General features: G+C 62.3%; 19 protein-coding genes. 17 read left to right on the top strand and 2 right to left on the bottom strand.

Going from position 1 to position 24,410, the window contains the following annotated elements; translation table 11 throughout:
* The first annotated feature begins 2 nt into the window (after positions 1–2).
* Genes F3Y30_RS25360 through F3Y30_RS25345 form a run of 4 tightly spaced genes read left to right on the top strand, consistent with a single transcriptional unit; the run spans position 3 to position 5,764 of the window.
* Entirely contained in the window at positions 3–1,751 is a 1,749-nt protein-coding gene (locus F3Y30_RS25360; protein WP_203427028.1) for a glycerol-3-phosphate dehydrogenase/oxidase, read from the top strand.
* The gene (locus tag F3Y30_RS25355) at positions 1,724–2,566 is read left to right on the top strand and encodes a class I fructose-bisphosphate aldolase (protein ID WP_203427027.1); all 843 of its coding nucleotides are present in this window, start codon (positions 1,724–1,726) and stop codon (positions 2,564–2,566) included. The genes F3Y30_RS25360 and F3Y30_RS25355 overlap by 28 nt, the downstream gene beginning before the upstream one ends.
* A 46-nt stretch (positions 2,567–2,612) precedes the next feature.
* Positions 2,613–4,142 (top strand): FGGY-family carbohydrate kinase, encoded by a 1,530-nt coding sequence (locus F3Y30_RS25350; protein ID WP_203427026.1) that lies wholly within the window; start codon positions 2,613–2,615, stop codon positions 4,140–4,142.
* The gene (locus F3Y30_RS25345) at positions 4,139–5,764 is read left to right on the top strand and encodes a GMC family oxidoreductase (RefSeq protein WP_203427025.1); all 1,626 of its coding nucleotides are present in this window, start codon (positions 4,139–4,141) and stop codon (positions 5,762–5,764) included. The genes F3Y30_RS25350 and F3Y30_RS25345 overlap by 4 nt, the downstream gene beginning before the upstream one ends.
* Positions 5,765–5,992: 228 nt before the next feature.
* Here the strand turns inward: F3Y30_RS25345 and F3Y30_RS25340 are convergent, their stop codons facing one another.
* Positions 5,993–6,895 (bottom strand): LysR family transcriptional regulator, encoded by a 903-nt coding sequence (locus F3Y30_RS25340; protein WP_203427024.1) that lies wholly within the window; start codon positions 6,893–6,895, stop codon positions 5,993–5,995.
* An 84-nt stretch (positions 6,896–6,979) separates the two neighbouring features.
* On the opposite strand from F3Y30_RS25340, the gene F3Y30_RS25335 reads away from it, so the two are divergent.
* The 5 genes from F3Y30_RS25335 to F3Y30_RS25315 all read left to right on the top strand — a co-directional run bounded on the left by F3Y30_RS25335 (position 6,980) and on the right by F3Y30_RS25315 (position 12,410).
* A complete protein-coding gene (locus F3Y30_RS25335) occupies positions 6,980–8,311 on the top strand; it encodes an aspartate aminotransferase family protein (protein WP_203427023.1) in 1,332 nt (443 codons plus the stop codon).
* A 117-nt stretch (positions 8,312–8,428) separates the two neighbouring features.
* Positions 8,429–9,580 (top strand): extracellular solute-binding protein, encoded by a 1,152-nt coding sequence (locus tag F3Y30_RS25330; RefSeq protein ID WP_203427022.1) that lies wholly within the window; start codon positions 8,429–8,431, stop codon positions 9,578–9,580.
* Positions 9,581–9,659: 79 nt separating this feature from the next.
* Positions 9,660–10,736 (top strand): ABC transporter ATP-binding protein, encoded by a 1,077-nt coding sequence (locus F3Y30_RS25325; protein WP_203427021.1) that lies wholly within the window; start codon positions 9,660–9,662, stop codon positions 10,734–10,736.
* Positions 10,737–10,738: 2 nt separating this feature from the next.
* The gene (locus F3Y30_RS25320; protein ID WP_246753038.1) at positions 10,739–11,602 is read left to right on the top strand and encodes an ABC transporter permease; all 864 of its coding nucleotides are present in this window, start codon (positions 10,739–10,741) and stop codon (positions 11,600–11,602) included.
* Position 11,603: 1 nt separating this feature from the next.
* A complete protein-coding gene (locus tag F3Y30_RS25315) occupies positions 11,604–12,410 on the top strand; it encodes an ABC transporter permease subunit (protein ID WP_203427020.1) in 807 nt (268 codons plus the stop codon).
* 60 nt (positions 12,411–12,470) lie between these two features.
* On the opposite strand, the gene F3Y30_RS25310 is transcribed toward F3Y30_RS25315, so the two are convergent.
* Positions 12,471–13,202 (bottom strand): GntR family transcriptional regulator, encoded by a 732-nt coding sequence (locus F3Y30_RS25310; protein WP_203427019.1) that lies wholly within the window; start codon positions 13,200–13,202, stop codon positions 12,471–12,473.
* Between the two features lie 219 nt (positions 13,203–13,421).
* On the opposite strand from F3Y30_RS25310, the gene F3Y30_RS25305 reads away from it, so the two are divergent.
* The 8 genes from F3Y30_RS25305 to F3Y30_RS25270 all read left to right on the top strand — a co-directional run bounded on the left by F3Y30_RS25305 (position 13,422) and on the right by F3Y30_RS25270 (position 24,323).
* Positions 13,422–14,402, top strand: a complete 981-nt coding sequence (locus F3Y30_RS25305) for a substrate-binding domain-containing protein (RefSeq protein ID WP_203427018.1) — start codon at positions 13,422–13,424, stop codon at positions 14,400–14,402.
* Positions 14,403–14,467: 65 nt separating this feature from the next.
* Positions 14,468–16,357, top strand: coding sequence for a sugar ABC transporter ATP-binding protein (locus F3Y30_RS25300; RefSeq protein ID WP_203427017.1), 1,890 nt, complete (start codon positions 14,468–14,470; stop codon positions 16,355–16,357).
* Positions 16,354–17,307: an ABC transporter permease gene (locus F3Y30_RS25295; RefSeq protein WP_203427016.1), complete on the top strand. Its 954-nt coding sequence runs from the start codon at positions 16,354–16,356 to the stop codon at positions 17,305–17,307. Before F3Y30_RS25300 ends, F3Y30_RS25295 begins: the two co-directional genes overlap by 4 nt.
* A gap of 36 nt (positions 17,308–17,343) precedes the next feature.
* On the top strand, positions 17,344–18,264 hold the full coding sequence (locus F3Y30_RS25290; RefSeq protein WP_203427015.1) for an SMP-30/gluconolactonase/LRE family protein: 921 nt from the start codon (positions 17,344–17,346) through the stop codon (positions 18,262–18,264).
* Between the two features lie 60 nt (positions 18,265–18,324).
* The gene (gene denD, locus F3Y30_RS25285; RefSeq protein WP_203427014.1) at positions 18,325–19,308 is read left to right on the top strand and encodes a D-erythronate dehydrogenase; all 984 of its coding nucleotides are present in this window, start codon (positions 18,325–18,327) and stop codon (positions 19,306–19,308) included.
* A 76-nt stretch (positions 19,309–19,384) separates the two neighbouring features.
* The gene (locus tag F3Y30_RS25280) at positions 19,385–20,341 is read left to right on the top strand and encodes a sugar phosphate isomerase/epimerase family protein (RefSeq protein WP_203427013.1); all 957 of its coding nucleotides are present in this window, start codon (positions 19,385–19,387) and stop codon (positions 20,339–20,341) included.
* Positions 20,338–22,047 carry a dihydroxyacetone kinase family protein gene (locus F3Y30_RS25275; RefSeq protein WP_203427012.1) on the top strand — a complete coding sequence of 570 codons (1,710 nt, stop codon included), beginning with the start codon at positions 20,338–20,340 and terminating at the stop codon, positions 22,045–22,047. Before F3Y30_RS25280 ends, F3Y30_RS25275 begins: the two co-directional genes overlap by 4 nt.
* Before the next feature lie 518 nt (positions 22,048–22,565).
* Complete coding sequence (locus F3Y30_RS25270; RefSeq protein WP_203427011.1) at positions 22,566–24,323, top strand: ABC transporter ATP-binding protein; 1,758 nt, start codon at positions 22,566–22,568, stop codon at positions 24,321–24,323.
* The last annotated feature ends 87 nt before the right edge of the window (positions 24,324–24,410 follow it).

Genomic DNA, 24,410 nt, shown 5'->3' with positions numbered 1-24,410 from the left:
TCATGAACCGTGCAGAGACATTTGACGGGCTTTGCCGGAGCCCGAACGTGGACGTGTGCGTCCTCGGCGGCGGCATCAACGGGCTCAGCGTCTTCCGCGAGTTGGCGTTGCAGGGCGTGAACGTGCTGCTCGTCGAGAAAAATGACTATTGCTCCGGGGCGAGCGCCGCTCTCTCGCGCATGGTGCATGGCGGCCTGCGCTATCTGGAAAACGGCGAGTTCAGCCTTGTGCGGGAATCGCTTGCCGAGCGTGATCGGCTGCTGCGCAACGCTCCTCACTACGTAGCCCCGCTGCCGACCACGGTGCCGATCTTCGATGTCTTCTCCGGCCTCGCCAACGGCATCGTGCGGTTTCTCGGCCTCACGCGTCGCCCAAGCCGGAGGGGCGCGGTCGCCATCAAGGCAGGCCTCGGGATCTACGATTTCCTGACGCGCACGCGTGCGCTGATGCCGCGCCACCAGTTTCGAGGTCGCAAGGCAACGCTGAAGAAGTGGCCGGGGCTCAATCCAGCGATCCGCAGCTCCGCGACCTACTACGATGCATGGGTAAGCCATCCCGAACGCATCGGTATCGAGTTGTTGCGCGACGCCCTGTCCGCTGGCCCCAATGCCATGGCACTGAACTACGCGACCTTCGAACACGCCGGTGCCGGCGAATTTGCTCTGCGTGACGACGTGTCCGGCAAGGTGCTTCCGATCCAGCCACGGCTCGTCGTGAACGCCACCGGCGGCTGGATCGATATTGCGAATGATACGCTTTTCTCGGTGGATGCACGTCCTGCGCCGCTGATGGGCGGTACGAAGGGGTCGCATCTGGTCATCGACAATGCGGGCCTGCGCGACATGCTCGACGGCCACATGATATACTACGAGAACGACGACGGGCGCATTTGCATCCTCTTTCCCTATCTCGGCAAGGTACTGGTCGGTTCGACCGATATCCGGGTCGACGACCCCGGCGCGGTGCGTTGTGAGGCGGACGAGCGGGATTATATCCTGCAATCGCTCGCCTTCGTTCTGCCGGGTGTTCGCATCCGACCGGAAGAGATCGTTTTCCAGTTCGCGGGCGTGCGTCCGCTTCCCGCAAGCAAGGACAGTTTCACCGGGCGTATTCCGCGCGATCATTTCTGCACGATGCTCGAAGGCCGCGACGGCGGGCCGCCGGTGCTCTGCATGATCGGCGGCAAGTGGACGACGTTCCGCTCTTTCGGAGAGCTCGCCGCCGACATGGCGCTGGAGCGGCTCGGCCGGTCCCGCCTCGTTGACACAGCGGAGCGCACCTTCGGGGGCGGACGTGCCTTTCCCGAAAATCCCGACCTCTGGGTTCGCCGGCTTTCCAGCGCGACGGGTCTTTCCGTCGATCGCTCGTCCACGCTCTTTTCGCGCTATGGCACGGATGCGCAGGGTGTTGCCTCGTTCATCGCCATGGAAACGGACGAGGACCTCCTGCATGCGGGATACAGCGCACGGGAGATGGTGCACCTCATCCGCAGCGAAGCGGTTGAGCATCTGGACGACCTTCTCCTGCGGCGCACGACGCTTGCCATCACCGGTGAGCTCAGCCTCGACATGACCGATGCCGTCCTCGACATCCTCGCCGCCGAAAAGGACTGGCCGGCGCAGCGCAAGGCCCAAGAGCGTGGCCGTTTTCTCAGCCTTCTCAACGACCGTCACGGCGTTGCGGAGGGCACCCTTTCCGCAAGGAACAAACAAAGGAGTGAACTATGCGAGACAACCGCAAGGTCCGGATGAACCGGCTGTTCGGCAACGGCCGTTGCCTGGACGTGGCGATCGATCATGGCGTTTGCAACGAGCCGTCCTTCCTGGACGGGCTGGAGAACATGCCCGCCGTGATGAAGGCGCTGGTCGATGCCAGGCCTGACGCTATCCAGATGAACTACGGCCAGGCCGACCTGCTCCAGGATCTGCCCGGGAAGGACAAGCCCGCGCTCGTCATGCGCATCGACATGGGCAATCCCTACAACCGCATCCGCCATCGCGACATGTGGGCCGTGCTCCAGAACGAGGCCGAGCCACTCGTCGGTGCGTTGCAGATGGATGCAGCCTGCGTGGTCGTGAACCTCTTCATGCTACCGGACGAGCCGGATCTCTTCCGTCAGTGCGTGCAGAACATCGCACGTGTTAGAGCCGACTGTGAGAAATACGGCATGCCGTTGATGATAGAGCCGCTCGTCATGCAGCCGGTGACGGAACGAGGTGGCTACATGGTCGACGGCGATGCGGACAAGATCGTAACACTGACCCGGCTTGCCCGGGAGATGGGCGCGGACATCGTCAAGGCTGATCCGACGACGAACCCGGATGACTTCCACCGTGTGGTGGAGGCCGCGCGCTGCCCCGTGCTTGTACGCGGCGGTGGAAAGGAAGACCTGCTCGCCGTATTTGCCAAATCTGCCGCCTTGATGCGGCAGGGCGCAATGGGCATGGTCTACGGGCGCAACATTTACCAGCACGCCAATCCGAGCGCCGTCGTACGCGGACTGATGGCGATCATCCACAAGGATGCGGAAGGCGAGGAGGCCTTTGCACTCTATCAGCAGGGTTGATGCCCGCTGGAACTGCGCAACAGTGGAACCTTGGGAGGGGTTCGGAATGGGAAACTATCTGTTGGGGCTCGACGCCGGCAACACCGTCATAAAGGCGGTGATCTTCGACCGGACGGGCAGGGAAGTGGCCTATGCAGGGGAGGAGGGCCATAGCCGCATGCCATGCCCCGGCCATGTTGAACGCGACCTGGGCGAGCTTTGGGCCAACGCGAAGCGCGTGATCAGGGCCTGCCTGGAAAAGGCGGGTATCGCGGCGACCGACATTGCCGCGATCGGCTGCGCCGGCCATGGCAACGGGCTCTATGCGCTCGATCGGGATGGAGAGCCTCTCATCGGAATCCAGTCGCTCGATACGCGCGCAACCGGTCTCGTCGAGGAATGGGCGGTCGAAGGGGTCGGCGACAGGACCGCCCCGATTGCCCGCCAGCGGCCTTGGCCCTCCCAGACGCCGACGTTGCTCGCATGGCTGAAACGCCATCGGCCGGAGCTGTTCCAGCGCATCGGCACGGTCTTCTTCTCCAAGGATTTCGTGGTCAACCGGCTGACCGGCCAGCGCGTGAGCGAAGTATCCGACATGTCGGGCGCGGGCCTACTTGATCTCGCGGCGCGCCGCTATGACGAAACGCTCATGGCTGCCTATGGGCTTTCCGACTGCATGGACCTGTTGCCGCGGCTTCTCGAGAGCGCCGACATTGCAGGGCGGGTGACCGAAGAGGTGGCGGCAGAAACCGGCTTGGCGAGTGGCACGCCGGTAGTCGGCGGCCTATTCGACGTCGTTGCATCGGCGCTCGGTTCGGGCGTCTCGTGTACCGGAAGCGCCTCGATCATCGCGGGGACCTGGAGCATCAACCAGGTGATCATGGATGGCCCCGTGCTCGACGGGCCGGTCTTCATGTCCTCGACCTTCGATCGCAGCCGCTACATGGCGATGGAAAACAGCGCAACGTCGGCGGCCAATCTTGAATGGCTGGTGCGGGAGTTGTTTGCGGACGGTCATACGGACGGCACATCGCCGTTCGACGACTGCTGTGCATTGGCTGCCGCAATCGCGCCGGCACCTGACGACCCTCTCTATCACCCCTATCTTTACGGCGCCCAGCAGGACGGTCATGCGCGAGCGGGCTTCTATGGAATTGCGGGCTGGCACGCCAAGGGGCATCTGATCCGCGCGGTGCTGGAAGGTGTGGCCTTCGGCCATCGCCAGCATATCGAGACGATCCGCAAGGCGGGCGCTACCTTCGACTCGGCCGTGCTGTCCGGCGGCGGATCACGCAGCAGCCTCTGGCCCCAGATCTTCGCCGATGTACTGGGCATGCCGGTGTCTGTTGCCGTCTCACGCGAAACGGGCGCCCTGGGAGCGGCGATCGCGGCGGGAACGGGTGTCGGTCTCTTCGCCGATTTCACGGAAGGTGCAAGCGCCATGGTGAGGATAGACAGGCACTATCAGCCGAACCGCGCCCTTGCTGCCCACTACAACCGACGCTATGCCCTCTACAGGGAGATTGCGGAGGTTATGGCGCCGCTCTGGCAGCGGCTTTCGGCAATCGGACAACTGGCGACGGGAGTTGCGGCGTGACCATCTCAGCAGTTGAAACACCGGTGGACGAAGGCAGCTACGATTTCATCGTCGTGGGTGCCGGTTCGGCTGGCTGCGTTCTGGCAAACCGTCTTTCGGCCGACCCGAAGAACCGGGTATTGCTGCTCGAAGCTGGCGGGACGGATCGTTATCACTGGGTTCATGTGCCGATCGGCTATCTCTATTGCATGGGCAATCCGCGGACCGACTGGATGATGAAGACGGCCTCGGAGGCGGGGCTCAACGGACGTTCACTGCCCTACCCAAGGGGCAAGGTGCTGGGTGGCTGCTCATCCATCAACGGCATGATCTACATGCGCGGTCAGGCCGCCGACTACGACGGCTGGCGCCAGGCCGGGAACGGCGGCTGGGGGTGGAACGACGTTCTGCCCTATTTCCTGAAATCGGAAGACAACTACCGGGGCAAAACTGCCGTGCACGGCGCAGGCGGGGAATGGCGTGTCGAGCGCCAGCGGCTCTCATGGCCGATCCTCGATGCCTTCAGGGACGCGGCGGAGGAACTCGGCATTCCCAAGACGGATGATTTCAATACCGGCGACAATGAGGGTTCCGGTTACTTCGAGGTTAACCAGCGCGGCGGTCTGCGATGGAACACGACAAAAGCCTTCCTGCGCCCCGCCATGAAGCGCAAGAACCTGCGCGTTCTGACCGGGGCCGAAACCGAAGCTCTGGAATTCGAGGGCAGCGCGGTTGCCGGCGTGCGTTTTCGCCTGAATGGACGGCTCTGCATCGCGCGTTCAACGCGCGAGGTCGTGTTGTCGGCCGGCGCCATCAACTCGCCGAAGATCCTGGAATTGTCGGGTGTCGGTCGGCCGGACGTGCTCTCCGACCTTGGCATTGAGGTCCATCACGAACTGCAGGGTGTCGGCGAGAACCTGCAGGATCATCTGCAGATCCGCACGGTCTTCAAGATCGAGGGCGCGCGAACGCTGAACCAGCTCTACCACAATCTCCTTAGCCGTGCCGGGATGGGCCTGCAATATGCTCTGATGAGGTCGGGACCACTCTCCATGGCGCCGAGCCAGCTCGGCATCTTCGCCAAGAGTGATCCGGCCGTCGCCACGGCTGATCTCGAGTATCATGTCCAGCCGCTCAGCACCGACCGCCTCGGCGAACCCTTGCACCGCTACCCGGCGGTGACCGTCTCGGTCTGTAACCTACGACCGGAGAGCCGCGGCACGGTGCACGTCACCGCGCGCGACATGGCGCGCGCGCCGGAGATTCGCCCCAACTACCTGTCGACCGTCGGCGACCGGCTGCTCGCGGCAAAGTCGATCCGCCACGCCCGCAGCCTCATGACAACGAAGACGATCGCTCGGTTCCGTCCGCAGGAGATGCTTCCCGGAAGGGAGTATACGAGCGACGAGGAACTGATCAGCCGGGCCGGCGACATCGCGACAACGATCTTCCACCCGGTCGGTACCTGCAAGATGGGGAGCGATCCGATGGCGGTGGTGGATCCGAAGCTGCGCGTGCACGGCCTTGGAAAACTACGCGTCGTCGACGCCTCGATCATGCCGACGATCGTCTCCGGGAACACGAATTCCCCCGTGATAATGATCGCGGAAAAGGCGGCGGAAGCCATGCTGGAAAGGGCGTGAAATTCGTCGCTTCAGTTGGCCGAAGCTTTATCGCCGGAAATGGCGTCATGAATGTCTTGCGCGCTTTTGTGGTCCTGAAGGGGCGTGACGTGCCTTGACACCCGGTGCAAGAATCGACTGATTCCGTTCAACTATTTCTGGTCTCGAGTTTCACGGTCGAGGCCAGCTTCGTTTCGCCCTCGAGGCGGCGGATCAGTTACCCGCGACGGTATCCTCGCGGACACCCGGTCATTCCGAATTCTGTTTGCGGGTTATCGCTCGAGCGATGTCGATGAGTTCCTGGATCAGGGGGCTGGCCCGATGTCGGTAGCCGATGGCGATGATGCACTCATCCATGTTGGAGATGGTGCGGAAGACGACGCCGGGGCGGGCATAGAAGCGTGCCGTGCTTTCGGCGGTTATGCTGATCCCCTTGCGCATGGCAACCGCCTGCAGTTCCGAGTCGACGGTTGCGGCCTCGAACACGACGCGGGCCTCGCGGCCGTTACGGTGCTGGCCCGCAAGCCAGTACTCACGCCAGATACCCGTACCGGGGGCGGCGATGAAGGGCTCGTCGAGCAATTGCTCCACCTGGACTGTTTCCTGAAGTCCGAGGGGATGACCATCGTGCATGCACGCGACGCACTTCTCGCGCGCGATTTCCACGATGTTGATGTCCGGCGTGTCGACCGGTGGTCGAAAGATGCTGCAATCGACCCTCCCGGCAGCGAGACCCGCATCGGGATTGTTGAAATCATACTCGACGAACTCCAGCGAAGCATTCGGGCGGCGGCGCTCGAATTCCTGCGTGATCCTTGGAATGAATTCGACGGCCGTTCCAATCAGGTACCCGACGCGCAGCGCATTGTGGATCGAAAGCTGGAGTGACTTCACCTCCTTGTAGAACGTTTCCGTCGAGCGATTGAGCTTCTGGGCATACTCGCAAAGCGCTTCTCCGTTCTCCGTGAGAGTGACGCTGCGGGTGGTGCGCTGGAAAATGTCGAAACCCAAAGTCTCTTCGAGCTGGATGATGGTTTGCGACAAGGCGGGCTGCGAAACTCCGAGCTTTTCGGCGGCGCGCGCAAAGCTCTTTTCGCCTGCAACAGCGAGCAGGCAACGGATGTGACGCAGCTGGATATTCATAAGTGACATGAATTAATAGTTTCGCTAATCGTCCTTGTTGTCAACGCGCTTCCGTTGCTTAATCCACGTCACCTGAGACGAAAGGAAACATCGATGAATGCCGCGCAACTATCTGTAAAATCGGACGAATACCGGATCGAAGAGGGAAAGCTCTCCCTTATCCATGATCCTGTCGAAGGAGATAACACCAAAATCACGCTGGTTCGGGCGCGCGGCTCTCATGTCTGGGACGACAAGGGAAATCGCTACCTCGATTGCACCTCCCAGGCCTGGTCGAACAATCTTGGCGCCAATGACCCCCGTGTCGTTGAGGCAGCCATCGCCCAGCTTCGGGAAATCACCCACGCTCGGCCGAACTTCAACACAAAGCCGTTGCTGACGCTGACCTCGAAGCTGCGTGATATCGCTCCTGGAGACCTCAATCGCATCGGCTACGCGCTTCATGGCAGCCTCGCCGTCGAAATGGCCATAAAGCTTGCCTTCAAGAACCGCCCCGGCGCGCAGAATCTGATCGTGCTGCAGGACGCCTACCACGGCCGCTCGATCACGACGATGGCCGCGAGCTGGCCTCACCCGAATAACCCGTTCCTGCCGATCCAGCCGCGCTTCACGCGCGTGCCGCACCCCGATCCCTATCGCCCGCGTATCGGGCTCGATGCCGAGACGGATGTGCAGCTCTGCCTTTCGCTGCTCGAAGATACGATCGATCGGGGTGTCGATGGCGGCGTTGCAGCGATCATGATGGAACCGATCATGGGCAACGGCGGCCACATCGTGCTGCCCGTTTCCTATCTCAAGGGCGTCAGGGAGATCTGCGACCGCCGCGGTATCCTGCTCATCTGGGACGAGATCCAGAGCTGCTTCGGCCGCACCGGCAAGATGTTTGCCGCTGATCTCTATGGCATCGTTCCCGACATCATGACCTTCGGCAAGGGCATCGGCGGCGGCTTCCCGCTGGCCGGCATCTTCGCCAGCGAAAAGCTCGCGAAGTTCGACTCTGGCGAGGACGCCCTGACCTTCGGTTCCTTCCCGGTCGCCATGGCGGCAGCGGTCGCCACGGTGGACGCGATCATCGCGGACAAGCTTTGCGACCGGGCGCACGAACTCGGCGAGTATGCCACCGAGCGCCTGCATGAAATGGCGAAGCGGCGCAAGCTGATCGGCGACGTCCGTGGCCCCGGTCTCTTCGTCTCGATCGAGCTGGTCAAGGATCGCGAGACCAAGGAGCCCGCCCGCAAGGCGGCGAGCGAAGTCTATCGCCGTGGTGTTGACCGCGGTGTCCTCTTCGGCGAGAGCCGGTACGCGGGGCTGGGAAATCTCATCAAGGTCAAGCCGCCGCTTGATTGCAGCCTGGAGGATATGGCCCACGCGCTCGACGTCCTGGACGAGGTGCTGGGCACGATCGAAGCGGACGGCATCGCCTGATACACCGCCCTTCTACGATACGCTTTCGGCGGCCGCGCCGCCGGAAGTACTGGGAATGACAAGACGTGCAGAAAGCGCGCTACATGACAGACAAAGACCAACAAGGGGATCATGACCATGCTCGACAAGAAATTTACACGCCGATCCATCCTGGCCGCCGGGACCACGGCGGCGCTCGCCATGCCGTTCGTTCGGCCCTCCTGGGCTGCGCCCGACAAGGTGCGGGCCCTCATGTGGGAAGCCTATCTTCTTCCCGACTACATCACCGCCTTCGAGGAGACCAACAAGGTCAAGTTCGTTCCGACCTTCTTTGACGGCAACTCCGAGGCCTACAACAAGCTGCGTGTCGGTGGTTCGAAGGAATTCGATCTCGTGCAGGCTGACGGCTTCTGGCCGCAGCTCTACTACCGGGAAAAATTGCTGCGTGACGTGGACTATTCGAAGGTTCCGGGTGCGGCCGGCTATCTGCCGGAGTTCCAGGCCGACGCCTTCAAGGTTCTTTCCGATCCTGCCACCGGCAAGAAGATCGGCTTTCCCTTCTGCTGGGGCGCCTATGGCATTACCTACGACGCCGGCAAGGTCGCACCCGAAAAAACCGAGACGCTCGAATGCATGTTCAATGCCGATTACACCGGCATGCTTTCGACGAGCTCCCGCTTCGAGGAGAACATTGCGCTCGCCGCACTTCTCGTCACCGAACGCATGGGCAGCCGCACAAAGCCGCGTCCTGACGGCAAGTCCTTCAATCCCTACGTCCTGACGGATGAGGAGCTGGCCGAGGTGGAGAAGCTGCTGATCCAGCAGAAGGCACTGCTGCTGACCCGCTACCAGGACAATCCGACCCTGTTCCAGCTCCTCCAGAGCGGCGCCGTCGTAGCCGCCACCGAATTCGCGCAGGTCTTCCGCCAACTGCTGACTGCCGAAAGCCAGGGCGCACCGGCCGTCGACTTCCGCCATGCGCTGAAGATGAAGGAGGGAGGGCTCGGCTGGGTCGATACCTGGCTCGTAACCTCGGGCGTCGAGGACGGCCCGAAGCTCGACCTTTGCTGCAGCTTCATCGACATGATGATCTCTGCACCGGTTATGAAGAAGATCGGCGAAGTGGCGGGTTGCTCGACCACGGTCGATCTGCGCTCCATCTCGACCGAAGACGAGCGCAAGCTCTTCCTCATGGACCGCTCGAGCGAGATTGCCGACCTCTTCATGTTCGATCAGCCGTCCTCGCCCGAGAAGTGGGAACGTGTATGGTCGAACGTGCAGGCGGCCTGACGATCAGCCCTTTCATCCTCTCAAGTCCGGCGGCCGGGGCGCTTCTGTCCCCAGGCCGCCATCAGCACAGGTCTGTTTCATGAGCCAGAGCGGTTCCTATATCAGAATTGACAACGTCTCGCGTCGCTATGGTGCGGTGCGGGCGCTCGACAGCGTCAGCCTCGACATTGCCAAGGTGGAGTTCATCGCCATCCTCGGGCCGAGCGGATCGGGCAAGAGCACCTTGCTGCGCCTGATTTCTGGCCTCGACCGTCCCACCGAAGGCCGCATCCATTTCGAAGGCAAGGACGTCACGGAACTGCCGCCGCACAAGCGCGGTATCGGCATGGTGTTCCAGGAATTCCTGCTCTTCCCCCATCGAACCGTTCGCGAAAACCTCGCCTTTCCCCTCAGTATGCGCAAGGAGCCGCAGGCGGTCATCGACGAGCGGCTGGAATGGGTGGCTGGCGTGCTCTCGCTGACCACGCTGCTCGACCGCTACCCGAGCCAGCTCTCGGGCGGGCAGCAGCAGCGCGTGGCGCTGGGACGCGGTCTGGTGGCACGTCCGACATTGCTGCTCCTCGACGAGCCGCTCGCCAATCTCGACCGCGAACTGCGCCAGGAGATGGAGATCGAGATCCGCCGCTATCAGAAGCAGCTGGGCATTCCCTTCATCTATGTGACGCATAACCAGGAAGAGGCGCTCAGCATGAGCGACCGGATCGCGGTCATCAACAATGGCCGCCTCGAGGCGCTCGGGGAACGGCAAGCAATCTACGATCACCCGGAAACGCCCTTCGTCGCTCGCTTCGTCGGCAAGTCGAGCAAGTTCCAGGGCACAATAGGCCCTGACGGCAAAACGGTGAGACTTGCGCGCCACGACTTTGAGTTCGAACTGCCGGCAGGCAAGGATTTCAGGGCTGGCGATGCCGTCGAGATCTTCGTCAAGAACGAGCGCTTCGACATTTCGAAGAAAGTCGATGGCGGCACGGGTATTCCTAGCCGGGTCGTCGATGTCGTGCTGCGCGGTCCATTCCTCGAATATGTGCTTGAAACCGACAGGGGCGACACCGTGATCGCCGTCAAGCCGAAGCGCAACGATCCACTCCCGAACCAGGAGAGGGTTCTGCTTTCCTGGAATCCGGCCGACTGCCACATCTTCAAGGCGGGGAGCTGAGCATGCAGAACGAGACAATGCATCGCCGCCTTATGCTCGATATCCCGAGCGGCTTTCTTCTGCTCTTCTTCGTCCTCCCGTTGATCGCACTGGTAGTGCTCAGCTTCTGGCAAACGGAGAATTACAAGATCGTTCGCGAATGGACGCTGATGAACTATGGGACCCTGGCAACCGAAAGCGCCTACATCACCTTCTTCCTGCGGTCGCTCGCGATGGCGGTAGGTGTTGCTGTGGCACTGGTGACCATCGCCTGGCCGATCGCCTATTTCATCGTCCGCTATGGCGGACGCTACCGCATCATTTTCTCGCTGCTGCTGGTGATCCCTTTCCTCTCTGGCGAGGTACTGCGTCTCATCGCGCTCCAGGGAATGCTCGGGCCGGCGGGGCTCGTGAACGGAGCCCTCATCCGCATGGGGGCGGCTCCGCTCAGGATGATCATGTATTCCAACGCAGCGTCCTTCATCGCCTTTCTCTACCTCTACCTGCCGTTGGTGGTGACGACGATCTATCTGTCCTTGATAAACTTCGATTTTCGTCTGGCGCATGCCGCGAGCGCCTGCGGGGCGAACCGCTTCAAGGTGTTTACGGAGGTGGTTTGGCCGCTCAATCTGTCGGGCACGATTGTCGGCTTCATGCTGGCCTTCATCCCGACGCTTTCCGCCTCGCTGGTGCCGCGGTTCCTCGGGGGCTTGAACGGCACGCTCTACGGCATGTCGATGGCACAGCAGTTCGGGGAGTCAGGGACCTGGGCGCTCGGTGCCGCCATGGGCGTTGTGCTCTTCCTGTTTTCGGCGGTGGCGCTTGCCATCCTGAGCTTCGGCGTCGACCTGCGCCGGACGGGCTTTACCGGGCTGGGGAGGCAGTGAGATGACCCCGAATTTCTCCGACACCGTGATCAAGTGGTCGCTGGCGATCTTTGTCGTCGTCGTCTTCGCCTTCCTCTACATGCCGATCGTGCATATCCTGTTCGCCTCGCTTTCCAGCCGGCCGAACTTTCCCTATCCGCCGGAATTCAACATGGCGAGCTATGTGCGGCTCTCCACCAACACCGTCTATCAGAGCGCATTCCTGAACAGCCTGCTGCTTGCCTCCTGCACGGCGGTGCTGTCCACAGTGCTCGGCTTTCTTGCGACCGTGGGCGTACTGCGGTTCGGTGGGAAGCGGGCGCTTTTCTACGCCATCTTCTTTGCGGCACCGCTGTTCGTCTCGGAAATCCTGCTCGGCATTTCGAGCATGGCGCTCTACTACCTGCTCTTCGAATTGCAGGGCAACATGTTGACGGCGATCATCGCCAACACCGTGCATTGCTTCAGCTTCTGCTTCCTCATCATGGCGGCGATGCTTTACAAATACGACTGGCGGATGAACGAGGCGGCCATCGTTTGCGGGGCTTCGCCGCTGCGCTCCTTCATGGAGGTGATGCTACCCATCACGTGGCCGGGCATCATGGGCAGCCTGATCACCGCATTCGTGCTGTCGCTCAACGGCCTCGACGTGTCCTTCTATCTTTTGGGCGCGACGCCAACCATGCCTTCGGTCGCGTGGGGCGCGCTGCGCTACGGTGTCAAGCCGGAGCTCTATGCGCTCTCGACGCTGATCAATCTCGTCGTATTCCTGCTGGTGCTTGGCCTGCTGATTTCGATCAAGCTCAAGCAGAAGGCGGGCAGGGGATAAGGCGGAGACAACGGCATGGCGTTCGCTGTGCCGTTCACCATGAAGCCATGATGTTTCGCGTCATGGCTTCTGCTTTCTCTTCTGTTTTGGTTCCGATGCCAGTTCGGACAGGAGGGTTGCCACGTTGGCCTTGCCGCGCTGCAGATGTGCGGTGAGCGCCATGTCCGCGGCCTGGGCGTCGCGGGCAATCAGAGCTTCCACGATTGCGTCATGCTGGGCCATCGTCACATCGCGCCAACGCATCTGCCGTGATGACATGAAGCGAGCACGAAACAGCGCCGCATTGTATTGTCGATGCGTTTCCGCAAGTGCGGAATTGCCGGCGCCCTCGACGATGGCACGGTGAAAGGCCATGTCGAGCTTGAAGAACTCCAGCACGTCCGGGGCATTCGAGGTTTCCTGAAGGCGTCGCTGTATCTCTATCACTGTCGCAAGCGCCTCATCGCTGGCGCGTTCCACGAAAAGGCGTCCCGCCAGCGATTCCAGCGCCGCCTGCACCTCGAACAGGTCGCGAAGCCGCTCCAGGGGCGGATCGGCCACCCGCGGCCGGCGGTTCGGCTGCATTTCGATCAGCTCTTCATTGGCGACCAACCGGATTGCCTCGCGCAAGGGTGTGCGTGAGACTTGCAGTCGTTCCGACAATTCTCGCTCGGACAGGATCTGTCCCGGCGGTAGCTTCCCCAGCAGAATCCACTCGCGCAAACGTTCGGCCGCGCGTTCGGCAAGCGAACTGCGGGCGACGGCCAGCTCCTCCCCACTGCGCTCCAGCTCGTCAAGTCGTGAATTCGGCATGAAATCTCCCAGCAGACGCGAATCCCATAAAATTCGCCGGTACGGATCGGTCGTCAACATCACACTACGCCCGTCACGAAAAAAATTCAATTTGGTATACAGTTTTACCATTGCGGTAATTTCGGTGTGCTGTCATAGTCGCCACCAGTCGACTTGCGGAGGAGCGCAGCCGTCCAAGCTGTGCCGGGGCTCGACGATTGAATTGTTAGGGAGGATTTTATGAAGAGACGCATTTTTCTCGGCATTCTGCTGAGCTCCACCATTGCAATGGGCGTGCTGGGCGCAGGCGCCACGGTTGCGCGCGCCGCATCGAAGGAGATCGCCTACATCACGCCATCACTCAGCGTATCGTTCTGGCGATACGTTGCGTCGGGCGTCGAAGCGGGTGCGAAGGAGGGCGGCTACAGCACTGTAACGCTCGATTCCAACAATGACGGGCAGACGCAGCTCAAGAATGCCCAGGACGCGATCGCCCGCGGCGTCGCCGGAATCGTCATCTCTCCGACGGATAGTTCGACCGCGCCGAGCGTTCTGGACCTTGCCGCGAAGGCAGGCATACCGGTGGTCATTTGCGATATCGGTACGGAATCCGGCGACTACGCAAGCTTCGTGACTTCAGACAATCCGGGTGGTGCGCGTGCAATCGGTGATGCGGCGGCAGCCGTTCTCAAGGAGAAGGGCTGGACCGACGGATCCTTCGGCATCATCGCAATTCCGCAGGCTCGCAAGAACGGGCAGGCCCGCACGAAGGGCTTCCGCGAAGCGATGGCGGCAATCGGCATGACCAAGGAAGTGCCGATGCAGCAGATGCAGACTTTCACGGCCGACGAGTCCTTCCGGTTCGCCCAGGACATGCTGACGGCAAATCCGGACCTGCGCATCATCTTCGTCCAGTCCGACCAGCAGGCGATCGGCGCCTACCGTGCCGTGGTAGCAGCGCGAAAGGCGGACTCCGTGCTCGTTGCTGCCTTTGACGGCACGCCCGAGCTGCTGCAGTCGATCCGGGACGGAAAGATTGTCGGCTCGGGCATGCAACAGCCCTACCTGATGGGGAAGACTTCGGCCGAGGCTCTGTCGAAGACGCTTTCGGGCGGGGCGCCTGAGAAGGACGTTCTCGTTCCGATCATGGCGGTCACGTCAAGCAATGCCGACGAGAACCTCGACACGATCAAGCTGAACGTGTTCGCCAACGACCTCTGAACTTCTCACTCCAGTAAGCCCCGTGGCGGCAGCAGAGCCGTTGCGGGGCCGGATGTCTCATCATCATGACACCGCTACTTGTTGCATCGAACATCGCGAAGTCCTTCGGCGGTGCCAAGGCGCTATCCGACGCAAATTTCGAGCTTGCCTATGGCGAGGTCCATGCGCTGTTCGGATCCAACGGCGCGGGAAAATCGACGCTTTCACGCATCATATGTGGCCATGTGCGCAGCGATAGCGGCAGCCTCGAGCTCGCGGGTACGCCGGTCAATTTCAAGGAGCCACGTGAGGCCCTTGGTGCCGGCATCGCGATCGTCACGCAAGAGACGAATATGGCGCCGGATCTGAGCGCTTTCGAGAACGTCTTGCTGCCGCTCTACGGTCATGCCGCGCCGATCGACCGCAAGGCGATCCGAGCCGCAACCGTTGAGACGCTGGAGCGTCTCGGGCTTGCTGACGCCATTCCTCTCGATGAGCCTGTACGCTACCTGACCGCTGCGCGGCGGCAGATGCTCGAGATCGCCCGGGCGCTGACGCTCAAGTCGCGCATCATCATCTTCGACGAACCGACGACGGCATTGAGCCCAAGTGAGGTCGGCCGATTGTTCGAGGCGATCGATCATCTGCGACGCGAAGGAAAGGGGATCGTCTTCGTTTCTCACCGGCTTGAAGAGCTCTTTACCATCACCGATCGCATTACCGTCCTGAGGGATGGCAAGACAGTGGCGCTCGCCCGCAAGACGGCGGAGCTCAACCAGGCGGAATTGATACGGCTGATGGTTGGGCGAGACGTGGCGCCAATCGGTCCCGTGGATGGCGAGCGCAACTTCGATGGTACGCCGGTCGTCCTGCAGGTGGAGCACATCGGCGATGGCGCCGCCGTCCGTGATGTGTCGTTCAGCCTGCGCAAGGGAGAGATCCTGGGGCTTGGCGGCCTTGTCGGCGCCGGACGCTCCGAGACCCTGGAGGGGATCTTCGGCAGCCGTCGCATCAGCGAGGGCGAGATCCGCCTGAGGGGAGAACCGTTTCGCGCTTCCGCGCCGATCGACGCAATCCGGGCGGGGATCGGCTATGTGGCCGAAGATCGACGCCGCCAGAGCATCGTGCCGGACTTCTCGGTGATGGAAAACCTTACCCTTGTCGATATGGCGAGGCGGCGAGGGTGGCGGCTGGGCAGGCGCAACCTGGTGTCCGAGATCGGTAGACTTGCGGATCGGCTGGACATGCCGCGCACTCGTCTCGAGGACGCAAACCTTCTCAATTTTTCCGGCGGCATGCAGCAGAAGATCCTGATGATGCGTTGCCTGCTGCTGAAGCCCGACATTCTCCTGCTCGACGAGCCGACAAAGGGGGTGGATATCGCCGCCCGCTCCGAGATCTACCAGCTGCTGCGAAGCGTGGCGGAGGAGGGCGTTTCGATCCTCCTCGTTTCCTCCGATTTCGAGGAACTGCTGGCGCTCAGCGACAACATTGTTCCGATCAGCGACGGACGAACACTGGGCACGATACCCACGCGCCTCCTGAACGAAGAAACGCTGACCCTTTTTGCCGCGCCGCGCAGTTCCACGGCGGGCCAGGCGAAGGTTCTCAACGCGCTGTCTCAGCGGTTCGGTTGTGCGGGTTTCTGGATCCTGCGCGGCGAGGAGAACTTCATATGCCTGCTCACATCGAACGGCGCGGAACGCGCGCTCGGTTTCGCGTCAGGGTCCATCGTAGCAAATAACGCAAATCCGGTCGCCGCGTCTCTGGCGAGCCCGGTCGAAGGCATGCAGCCGGGCACGAACGGACAGACCGTGATGCACTTCCGGCTTTCCAATCCGCACGATCACGATCTGGGAACGGCCGGATTCCTGTTCGAACCCGGCATTTCTCCACCAGACCCGGCCGAGATGAAGGACGCGCTGGCAACGCTTCTTCTGCAGAATTTCAGCCATCAGATCAGGATAGCGACATGACCTCAATCACTGTTTCCGCACCTCTCCGTCGCATCGCCCAGGGCAACGAGGTCCGCATGATCCTGCTCGCCTTCGGGCTGGCTGTGGTTTTGTCGCTGATGTCGCCCTACTTTCTGACGTCGAGCAATCTTCTCAACTTGCTCGACCAATCGGTTGTCATCGGCATCGTCGCGATCGGCATGACTTTCGTCATTCTGACAGGGGGGATCGATCTTTCCGTTGGCTCGATCGCCGGCTTGACGGGCATCATCCTCGGCCTGTCCATGCGCGAAATGCCGCTTCCGCTGGCAATTGCCGTCGCGGTCTCCTGTGGGGCACTCATAGGGGCGTTCTCAGGAGTTCTGGTAGCGGTCTTCGGGCTTGCACCTTTCGTGGTGACGCTCGGCATGATGTCGATCTGCCGCAGCCTCGCCTATGTGCTATCGGGACAGCAGTCCATTTCCGACATTCCGGAAGGCCTCTCCATGCTGGTCTACGGCTCGATCGGCGGGATCCCGGCGAACGTCTTCATTCTCGCAGTCCTCTACGGCGCCAGCTGGTTTTACCTCAACCGCACCAAGGGCGGCCGTACGATCTATGCGCTCGGTTCGAACTACGAGGCGGCACGCATCGCCGGTTTGTCTGTCGTCTTCTACAAGATCGTTCCCTATGCGGTTTCGGGGGCCATGTCGGCGGTGGCGATCACGCTGGTCGCCGGCCAGATCCTCTCCATCGATCCCCTTGCCGGAAACATGATGGAACTCGATGCGATCGCGGCCGTGGTTATCGGCGGTGCCAGTCTCTTTGGGGGCAGGGGTACGATCATCGGAACGCTGATCGGCGTCTTCATCATGGTCATGATCCGCAACTGGCTCAATCTCATGGGCGTCTCGCCTTTCTGGCAGGGGACGGCCATCGGAACCATCATCATCGCCGCCGTTCTTGTCGAGCGGCTCATGTCGCGCCGCTGACCGACGCCACTTGCGAAACAGAATTGGTGCAACACCATGCTCGACGCCTGCTTCAACGTCCTCGATGAACGCTTCCGCAAGCTTGTCATGCCGAATGTCCATGTCGAAAAGCTCTTCACGGGCTGCCGCTGGTCGGAGGGGCCTGCCTATTTCCCGGCCGGGCGATACCTGGTCTGGTCCGATATCCCCAACGACCGCATGATGCGCTGGGACGAGACTGACGGTTCCGTCAGCGTTTTCCGCTCGCCGGCCTTCAACTCCAATGGCAATACGAGAGACCTGCACGGACGGCTCGTAACCTGCGAGCACGGCGGGCGCTGCGTCTCCCGCACAGAGTTCGATGGCAGCCGGCGCGTCCTTGCATCGCACTTCCAGAACAAGCGGCTGAATTCACCGAACGACGTGGTGGTGAAATCGGACGGCAGCCTGTGGTTCACCGATCCGAGTTATGGGATAGACACGGACTACGAGGGAGACGCAGCTGAGCACGAAATCGGCGGTTGCAATGTCTACAGGCTGGAACCCGAATCCGGCGAGCTGACCCTGGTTGCCAATGATTTCCAGCAGCCGAACGGACTTGCCTTCTCTCCGGATGAATCGCTGCTTTACATCGCGGATACCGGCGCCACCCACTCCAGCGACGGAGCGCACCATATCCGCAGGTTCTCGGTCAACGAGGATGGCGTGTCCTTGTCTGGCGGCGAAGTCTTTGCCGAGTGCACGGCAGGGCTTTTCGACGGTTTTCGCGTCGATACCGGCGGCAATCTCTGGAGCAGCGCCGCAGACGGGGTGCATTGCATTTCGCCGGATGGAACGCTGATCGGCAAGATTTCGATCCCGGAAGTCGTCGCCAATCTCTGCTTCGGCGGACGCAAGCGCAACCGCTTGTTCATCTGCGGAACAACCTCCCTCTACAGCGTCTACGTCAACGCCAGCGGTGCTCTCCCAAGGGCCTGACACAGCCGGACAACAGAATGGATCGGTCATGAGGTCGTGACCGCAGGAAAGGTAAGAAACATGCACATACTCGTCGTCGGCGCTGCCGGCATGCTCGGGCGAAAACTGGTAGAGCGGATCGCGGCCGATCGTCTGTCCCTGGGCGCAGAAACGGACAAGGTGACGTTGGTCGATGTCATTGCTCCGGCCGCGCCTGCTTCGCTCTCGTCCATCACGAACGCCAGTGAAGTGGATCTTGCTGTTCCCGGCGCCGCCGAGGCACTGGTGGCAACGCGTCCGGACATCATCTTCCACCTCGCCGCCGTCGTCTCCGGGGAGGCGGAAGCTGACTTCGAGAAGGGGTATCGCGTCAATCTCGACGGCACGAGGGCACTCTTCGAAGCCATCCGGCTCGAAGGGACGAAAGAGCCCTATTTCCCGAAAGTCATCTTCGCATCCTCTGTGGCTGTGTTCGGTGCCCCGTTCCCGGACCGGATCGGCGACGAGTTCTTCACGACGCCGCTCACAAGTTACGGTACGCAGAAAGCCATCGCGGAGCTGCTGCTATCCGACTACTCACGGCGCGGCATCTTCGATGGCATCGGTCTGCGACTTCCGACGATCTGCATTCGCCCCGGCAAACCCAACAAGGCTGCATCCGGCTTCTTCTCCAACATCCTGCGCGAACCGCTCGCCGGGCAGGAAGCGGTTCTGCCGGTAGATGAGACCGTGCGGCACTGGTTTGCCAGCCCGCGTTCCGCAATCGGTTTTCTGGTGCACTCCGCGAGACTCGATCTGAAGACTGTCGGGCCGAGGCGCAATCTGATGATGCCGGGCCTTTCCGCGCTTGTCGGCGAGGAGATCGCCGCATTGGAGCGCGTTGCGGGCGCGAAGGCCGTGAAGCTCATTCGGCGCGAACCCGATCCGGTCATCCAGAAAATCGTCGCCGGGTGGCCCGCGGACTTCAATCCGCAGAGAGCGCTCAGCCTCGGATTTACCGCCGAGACGACCTTCGACGAGATCATCCGCGTTCATATCGACGATGAGCTTGGCGGAACGATCTGATCAATTCCCCTCAGGCACCCCGGCGGTGTGAGCGCCGGGGGGCCTTCTTTTGCAATACGAGTTTACGGAGGGCGCGATGGACGCCACGACACGGAAGTGGAACCGAGACAGCTGGCCGATCGCGGCGGCGATGATCCAGTATCCGAACATGCTTTCGGATGGCCGTTCGGTCCAGGACCAGTCGGTGGAGGAATGGGCCGAAACGCTTTCGGACGTGGTCGAGGTGGGTTTCACCGAACTCGACCCGACCGACAGCTGGCTGCGGCTGGCCGACCTTTCGCCGGCGCGGCGCGACGAGTTCGTCCGGCTGACGCGCTCGCTCGGCCTGACCATCCCGGCGATCTCCACCTCGCGCCGCAGCGTCATCGATCCCGTGCATGGCGATGAATACCTCGACTACGGGCATCGGGTGATCGACACGGCGAAGGCGGTCGGGGCGGAGGCGGTGTCGTTCGGGCTGTTCGAGCCGCTCACCACCGATCAGAAGAAGGCGCTGTGGTTCTGGACCGTCGACGGGGCGCGAAACCCCGGCGATCCGGCGGTGTGGGAGAAGGCGGTGGCGCGCATCCGCGCGCTCGGCCGTCACGCGGAGGATCTCGGCATCGAGCTGTCGCTGGAGATGTACGAGGATACCTATCTCGGCACCGCCGACAGTTCCGTGCGCTTCGTCGAGGAAGTCGGGCTGGCCAATGTCGGGATCAACGCCGATCTCGGCAATCTCATCCGGCTGCACCGGCCGGTCGAGCACTGGCAGGAGATGATGGCGAAGGTGGCGCCCTTTGCGAAGTACTGGCACGTCAAGAACTACACGCGCATGGAGGATCCCGCCTCCGGCGTGATCGTCACGCATCCGGCGCCGCTGGAAACCGGCATCATCAACTACCGCGCGGCCATCCGCATGGCGCTCGCCCATGGATATTGCAGTCCGTTCCTGTGCGAGCATTATGGGGGCGACGGGCTTTCCGTCAGTGCCGCCAACCGCGCCTACCTGCGGCGCATCCTGCCGCGCGACGACAAGGACACCAACCGATGACGACCGTATTCGACGCTCCCGAAACGTTCGCAACAACGGCTCTCGCCGGATTTGCCGCTCTTTACAGCCGATATGTCCGACCGGTCAAAGGCGGCGTCGTCCGTTCGACCAAGGTTCCCGAGGGAAAGGTTGCGGTCGTGGTCGGCGGCGGCTCCGGCCACTACCCCGCCTTTGCCGGCTATGTCGGGCCGGGCCTTGCCGATGCGGCGGTGGCGGGCGACGTCTTCGCCTCCCCGTCAACGGCAGCCGTGGCGCGCGTCTGCCGGCACGCGAACCAGGGCGGGGGCGTGTTGCTCGGGTTCGGCAACTATGCCGGGGACGTTCTGAACTTTGGGGTCGCGGCCGAGCGCCTTCGCGCTGAAGGTATCGACGTCCGCATCGTACCCGTCACGGACGACGTGGCGAGCGCGCCGGCGGATGCGGCAGCAAAGCGCCGCGGTATCGCGGGCGATCTCGTAGTGTTCAAGATCGCGGGCGCTGCCGCAGAAGCCGGGCTCTCGCTCGACGACGTCGAGCGCATTACCAGGCACGCCAACGACCGTACGGTCTCCTTCGGCGTTTCCTTTGGCGGCTGCACGCTGCCTGGGGCCGGCGCCCCGCTCTTCATGGTGCCGAAGGGGCAGATGGCCATCGGGCTCGGCATCCACGGGGAGCCCGGGATCAAGGAGCAGGCTACTGTATCGGCAACCGATCTTGCCCGGTTGCTGACGGACAGGCTTCTTGCCGAACGGCCCGCCGGGACCCGCAAGGTCGGTGTCGTGCTGAACGGTCTCGGCTCGACGAAGTATGAGGAGCTCTTCGTTCTCTGGACCACGATATCCTCGCTCCTGAGCGAGGCGGGGCTGGAGATTGTGGCTCCCGAGGCCGGCGAGTTCGTCACCAGCCTCGACATGCAGGGCTGCTCGCTGACATTGCTCTGGCTCGACGACGAATTGGAGGCCTACTGGACGGCGCCGTGCGACACACCGGTGTTGCGGCGCGGCGCGACGTTTGCGACCGAACCGGCGGAGGGAGTGATCACCGACGAGGATGGTGCGGTGACCTTTGCGCCCGCTTCGGAGGCCGGCAAGACCGGGGGGCGCTGTATTGCAGGTCTCATTGCAGGGATCGCGGAGATGCTCAAGGAAGCGGAAGACGAGCTTGGGCGGATCGACGCTCAGGCTGGCGACGGCGATCACGGGCAGGGCATGCGGCGCGGTTCGGCAGCAGCGCTCGATGCGGCCAACGCGGCCGTGGAAGCGGGTGCAGGTACTGCAAGCGTGCTCGCTGTCGCCGGCGATGCATGGGCCGATCGTGCAGGCGGCACCTCGGGCGCGATCTGGGGCCTGCTGCTGCGCTCCTGGAGCAATGCACTCAGCGATGAGCTGGCTATTGCCGACGATGCCGTCGTCCGGGGAGCCCGCTTTGCGCTCGACGGCGTGACCCGACTCGGTCGTGCCCGGGTGGGAGACAAGACGCTGGTGGACGCGCTCGTTCCCTTCGTCGAGGCGCTGGAGGCGTCCGCCGCCTCCGGCAGGCCGCTCACCGATGCCTGGAGTGACGCCTCCGCCGCCGCCCGGAAGGCCGCCGAGGCGACGTCCGCCCTCACTCCCAAGCTCGGCCGCGCACGGCCGTTGGCTGAAAGAAGCATCGGTCATCCCGACGCGGGCGCCGTTTCTCTTGCAATGGTTGCGTCCTGCGTGGAGCGGATGTTGCGCCCGGCATAGGCTCCGTCCACTCCCGGCTCCAGGGGCTTCGGCGGTCCGATGCACATCGGGCCGCCCATGCTTTTCAACGGCAGTTGCGCAACGCCGATGGAAGGCGCTGCCACGTCATCCGCGCAGTGAACACTGATAGAAAGCTGAGAGACAACGTCCGCGGGCCGACACCGGAAACTCGGCCTCCCGGCGTCCATCCAATTCGCCCATCGGGCCGAATAACATGATTTTCAAGATCATGTTTGTTGCCTTGGGGTTCGCCTTCCGATATGTCACGGCTCCTTCCCCCGTTTGCTCGCGGTGCGCGTGATCGGGAGAGTTCAATCCGGGAACCGGGCGGACCATTCGGGCGTCTGATCGGGACATCAGTCCAATGGAAAAACCAGCGGTTCCCTGCTTTTGCCAGAGAGCAATTCAGGCTGTCACGCGCAATGCGGAGTGCCGCAGATCTCCGGCATCGACGCTTCGGTGGCGGGAATTGTCTCGTCCCCAGGCGAAATGTGCATGTATTCGATAGGAGCCTGACGATGTCCGACCTGATGAAGCGCTTTTCTGCTTACTATCGGCCGCATCGCAAGCTCTTCCTGTTGGATTTCTGCAGCGCGGTGGCGTCGGGCCTGCTGGAGCTCGCCTTTCCCGTGGCGATCACGCTTTTTATCGACCGCCTCCTGCCGACGGGTGAATGGGGGCTCATCTCGCTCGCCGCCGCCGGCCTCCTCGCGATCTACGTCATCAATGCCGCGTTGCAGGTGATCGTCACCTATTGGGGCCACATGCTCGGGATCAACATCGAGACAGAGATGCGGCGGAAGGCCTTCGACCACTTGCAGAAACTCTCCTTCGGCTTCTTCGACAACCAGAAGACCGGGCATCTGGTCGCAAAGCTGACAAAGGATCTCGAGGAGATAGGCGAAGTCGCCCACCATGGGCCTGAGGACGTGTTCATTGCCGTGATGACATTGATCGGCGCCTTCCTCCTGATGCTCTGGGTGCACCCGACCCTTGCCATTATTACCGCTGTCATCGTGCCGCTGACGGCGATCGTCACGACCTACTACGGCGGGCGGATGACCGGCACCTGGCATGCGCTTTATGGACGGGTCGCTGATTTCAACGCGCGCATCGAAGAGAACGTGGGCGGAATCCGCGTCGTTCAGGCCTTCGCCAACGAAGACCACGAGCGCCGCCTTTTCGCGGAGGACAACCGCAACTACCGTGACACCAAGCTCCAGGCCTACAAGGTGATGGCGGCGTCTTCCTCGCTCAGCTATCTGTCCATGCGCTTCGTTCAGGTCGTGGTGATGCTGTCGGGGAGTTATTTTGTGCTGCGCGGGGATCTGACTGCGGGCGGCTTTGTCGGTTTCCTGCTGCTCGTCGGCGTCTTCTTCCGGCCGATCGAGAAGATCAATTCGGTGATCGAGTCCTACCCCAAGGGGATTGCCGGCTTCCAGCGCTACACCGAATTCCTAGACACGCGACCGGACATTGCCGATCGTCCCGGCGCGCGCGATGTCGCGCGGCTGACGGGCAATGTCCGCTTCGATGGGATCCAGTTCGGCTACCGCGCAGACCGGCCGATCTTCGACGGGCTCGACCTTTCGATCAAAGCGGGCGAAACGGTCGCCCTCGTCGGTCCGTCGGGCGCCGGCAAGACGACGTTGTGCTCGCTGTTGCCTCGTTTCTACGAACCTTCGGGCGGCGGTATCCTGATCGACGGGATCGACATTCGCGACATGACGCTGAATTCTCTCAGGAGCAATATCGGTATCGTCCAGCAGGATGTCTTCCTGTTCGCGGGCTCGATCCGCGAAAACATTGCCTATGGGCGGCTCGATGCGAGCGAGGAGGAGATCCTCGAGGCCGCCCGCCGCGCGCGGCTGGATTCGGTGCTCGCGGGCCTGCCGCTCGGCCTTGATACAATCATCGGCGAGCGTGGCGTCAAACTCTCGGGCGGCCAGAAGCAGCGGCTTGCAATCGCCCGTATCTTCCTGAAAAATCCAGCCATCCTCATTCTCGACGAGGCGACGTCGGCGCTCGATACGGAGACCGAACGGGCGATCCAACAGTCCCTGGGAGAACTTTCGGAAGGCCGGACGACACTGGTGATCGCGCATCGGCTTGCAACCATCACCCGCGCCGACCGCATTCTCGTCGTGAGCGGCGGTCGTGTCGTCGAAGAGGGGACACACGCAGAACTGCTGGCGCTGGAAGGTGGTGCCTATCGCCGGCTGCACGATTCACAGTTCGGCGATCCGGAAGCCGAATGGCGCGCCGGAGCCTCGTAAGTCTCCAGCTCCGGCAGGGGCCAAGATTCTCAAAGCGCGATGGCTCGCTCGTCGGAAGAAGCAAGGTGTGTCTGCGAAGGAGCGGAT

The sequence above is a fragment of the Sinorhizobium sp. BG8 genome, assembly GCF_016864555.1.
Classification (GTDB): Bacteria; Pseudomonadota; Alphaproteobacteria; order Rhizobiales; family Rhizobiaceae; genus BG8.
This window is presented reverse-complemented; position numbering and strand designations above follow the sequence as displayed.

Excerpts from the sequence above, each read along its gene's own strand:
- F3Y30_RS25360 (WP_203427028.1), top strand. The coding sequence starts at position 3 with ATGAACCGTGCAGAGACATTTGACGGGCTTTGCCGGAGCCCGAACGTG.
- F3Y30_RS25355 (WP_203427027.1), top strand. The coding sequence starts at position 1,724 with ATGCGAGACAACCGCAAGGTCCGGATGAACCGGCTGTTCGGCAACGGC.
- F3Y30_RS25335 (WP_203427023.1), top strand. The coding sequence starts at position 6,980 with ATGAATGCCGCGCAACTATCTGTAAAATCGGACGAATACCGGATCGAA.
- F3Y30_RS25350 (WP_203427026.1), top strand. The coding sequence starts at position 2,613 with ATGGGAAACTATCTGTTGGGGCTCGACGCCGGCAACACCGTCATAAAG.
- F3Y30_RS25325 (WP_203427021.1), top strand. The coding sequence starts at position 9,660 with ATGAGCCAGAGCGGTTCCTATATCAGAATTGACAACGTCTCGCGTCGC.
- F3Y30_RS25310 (WP_203427019.1), bottom strand. The coding sequence starts at position 13,202 with ATGCCGAATTCACGACTTGACGAGCTGGAGCGCAGTGGGGAGGAGCTG.
- F3Y30_RS25320 (WP_246753038.1), top strand. The coding sequence starts at position 10,739 with ATGCAGAACGAGACAATGCATCGCCGCCTTATGCTCGATATCCCGAGC.
- F3Y30_RS25305 (WP_203427018.1), top strand. The coding sequence starts at position 13,422 with ATGAAGAGACGCATTTTTCTCGGCATTCTGCTGAGCTCCACCATTGCA.
- F3Y30_RS25270 (WP_203427011.1), top strand. The coding sequence starts at position 22,566 with ATGTCCGACCTGATGAAGCGCTTTTCTGCTTACTATCGGCCGCATCGC.
- F3Y30_RS25300 (WP_203427017.1), top strand. The coding sequence starts at position 14,468 with ATGACACCGCTACTTGTTGCATCGAACATCGCGAAGTCCTTCGGCGGT.
- F3Y30_RS25290 (WP_203427015.1), top strand. The coding sequence starts at position 17,344 with ATGCTCGACGCCTGCTTCAACGTCCTCGATGAACGCTTCCGCAAGCTT.
- F3Y30_RS25275 (WP_203427012.1), top strand. The coding sequence starts at position 20,338 with ATGACGACCGTATTCGACGCTCCCGAAACGTTCGCAACAACGGCTCTC.
- F3Y30_RS25295 (WP_203427016.1), top strand. The coding sequence starts at position 16,354 with ATGACCTCAATCACTGTTTCCGCACCTCTCCGTCGCATCGCCCAGGGC.
- denD (WP_203427014.1), top strand. The coding sequence starts at position 18,325 with ATGCACATACTCGTCGTCGGCGCTGCCGGCATGCTCGGGCGAAAACTG.
- F3Y30_RS25330 (WP_203427022.1), top strand. The coding sequence starts at position 8,429 with ATGCTCGACAAGAAATTTACACGCCGATCCATCCTGGCCGCCGGGACC.
- F3Y30_RS25315 (WP_203427020.1), top strand. The coding sequence starts at position 11,604 with ATGACCCCGAATTTCTCCGACACCGTGATCAAGTGGTCGCTGGCGATC.
- F3Y30_RS25280 (WP_203427013.1), top strand. The coding sequence starts at position 19,385 with ATGGACGCCACGACACGGAAGTGGAACCGAGACAGCTGGCCGATCGCG.
- F3Y30_RS25340 (WP_203427024.1), bottom strand. The coding sequence starts at position 6,895 with ATGTCACTTATGAATATCCAGCTGCGTCACATCCGTTGCCTGCTCGCT.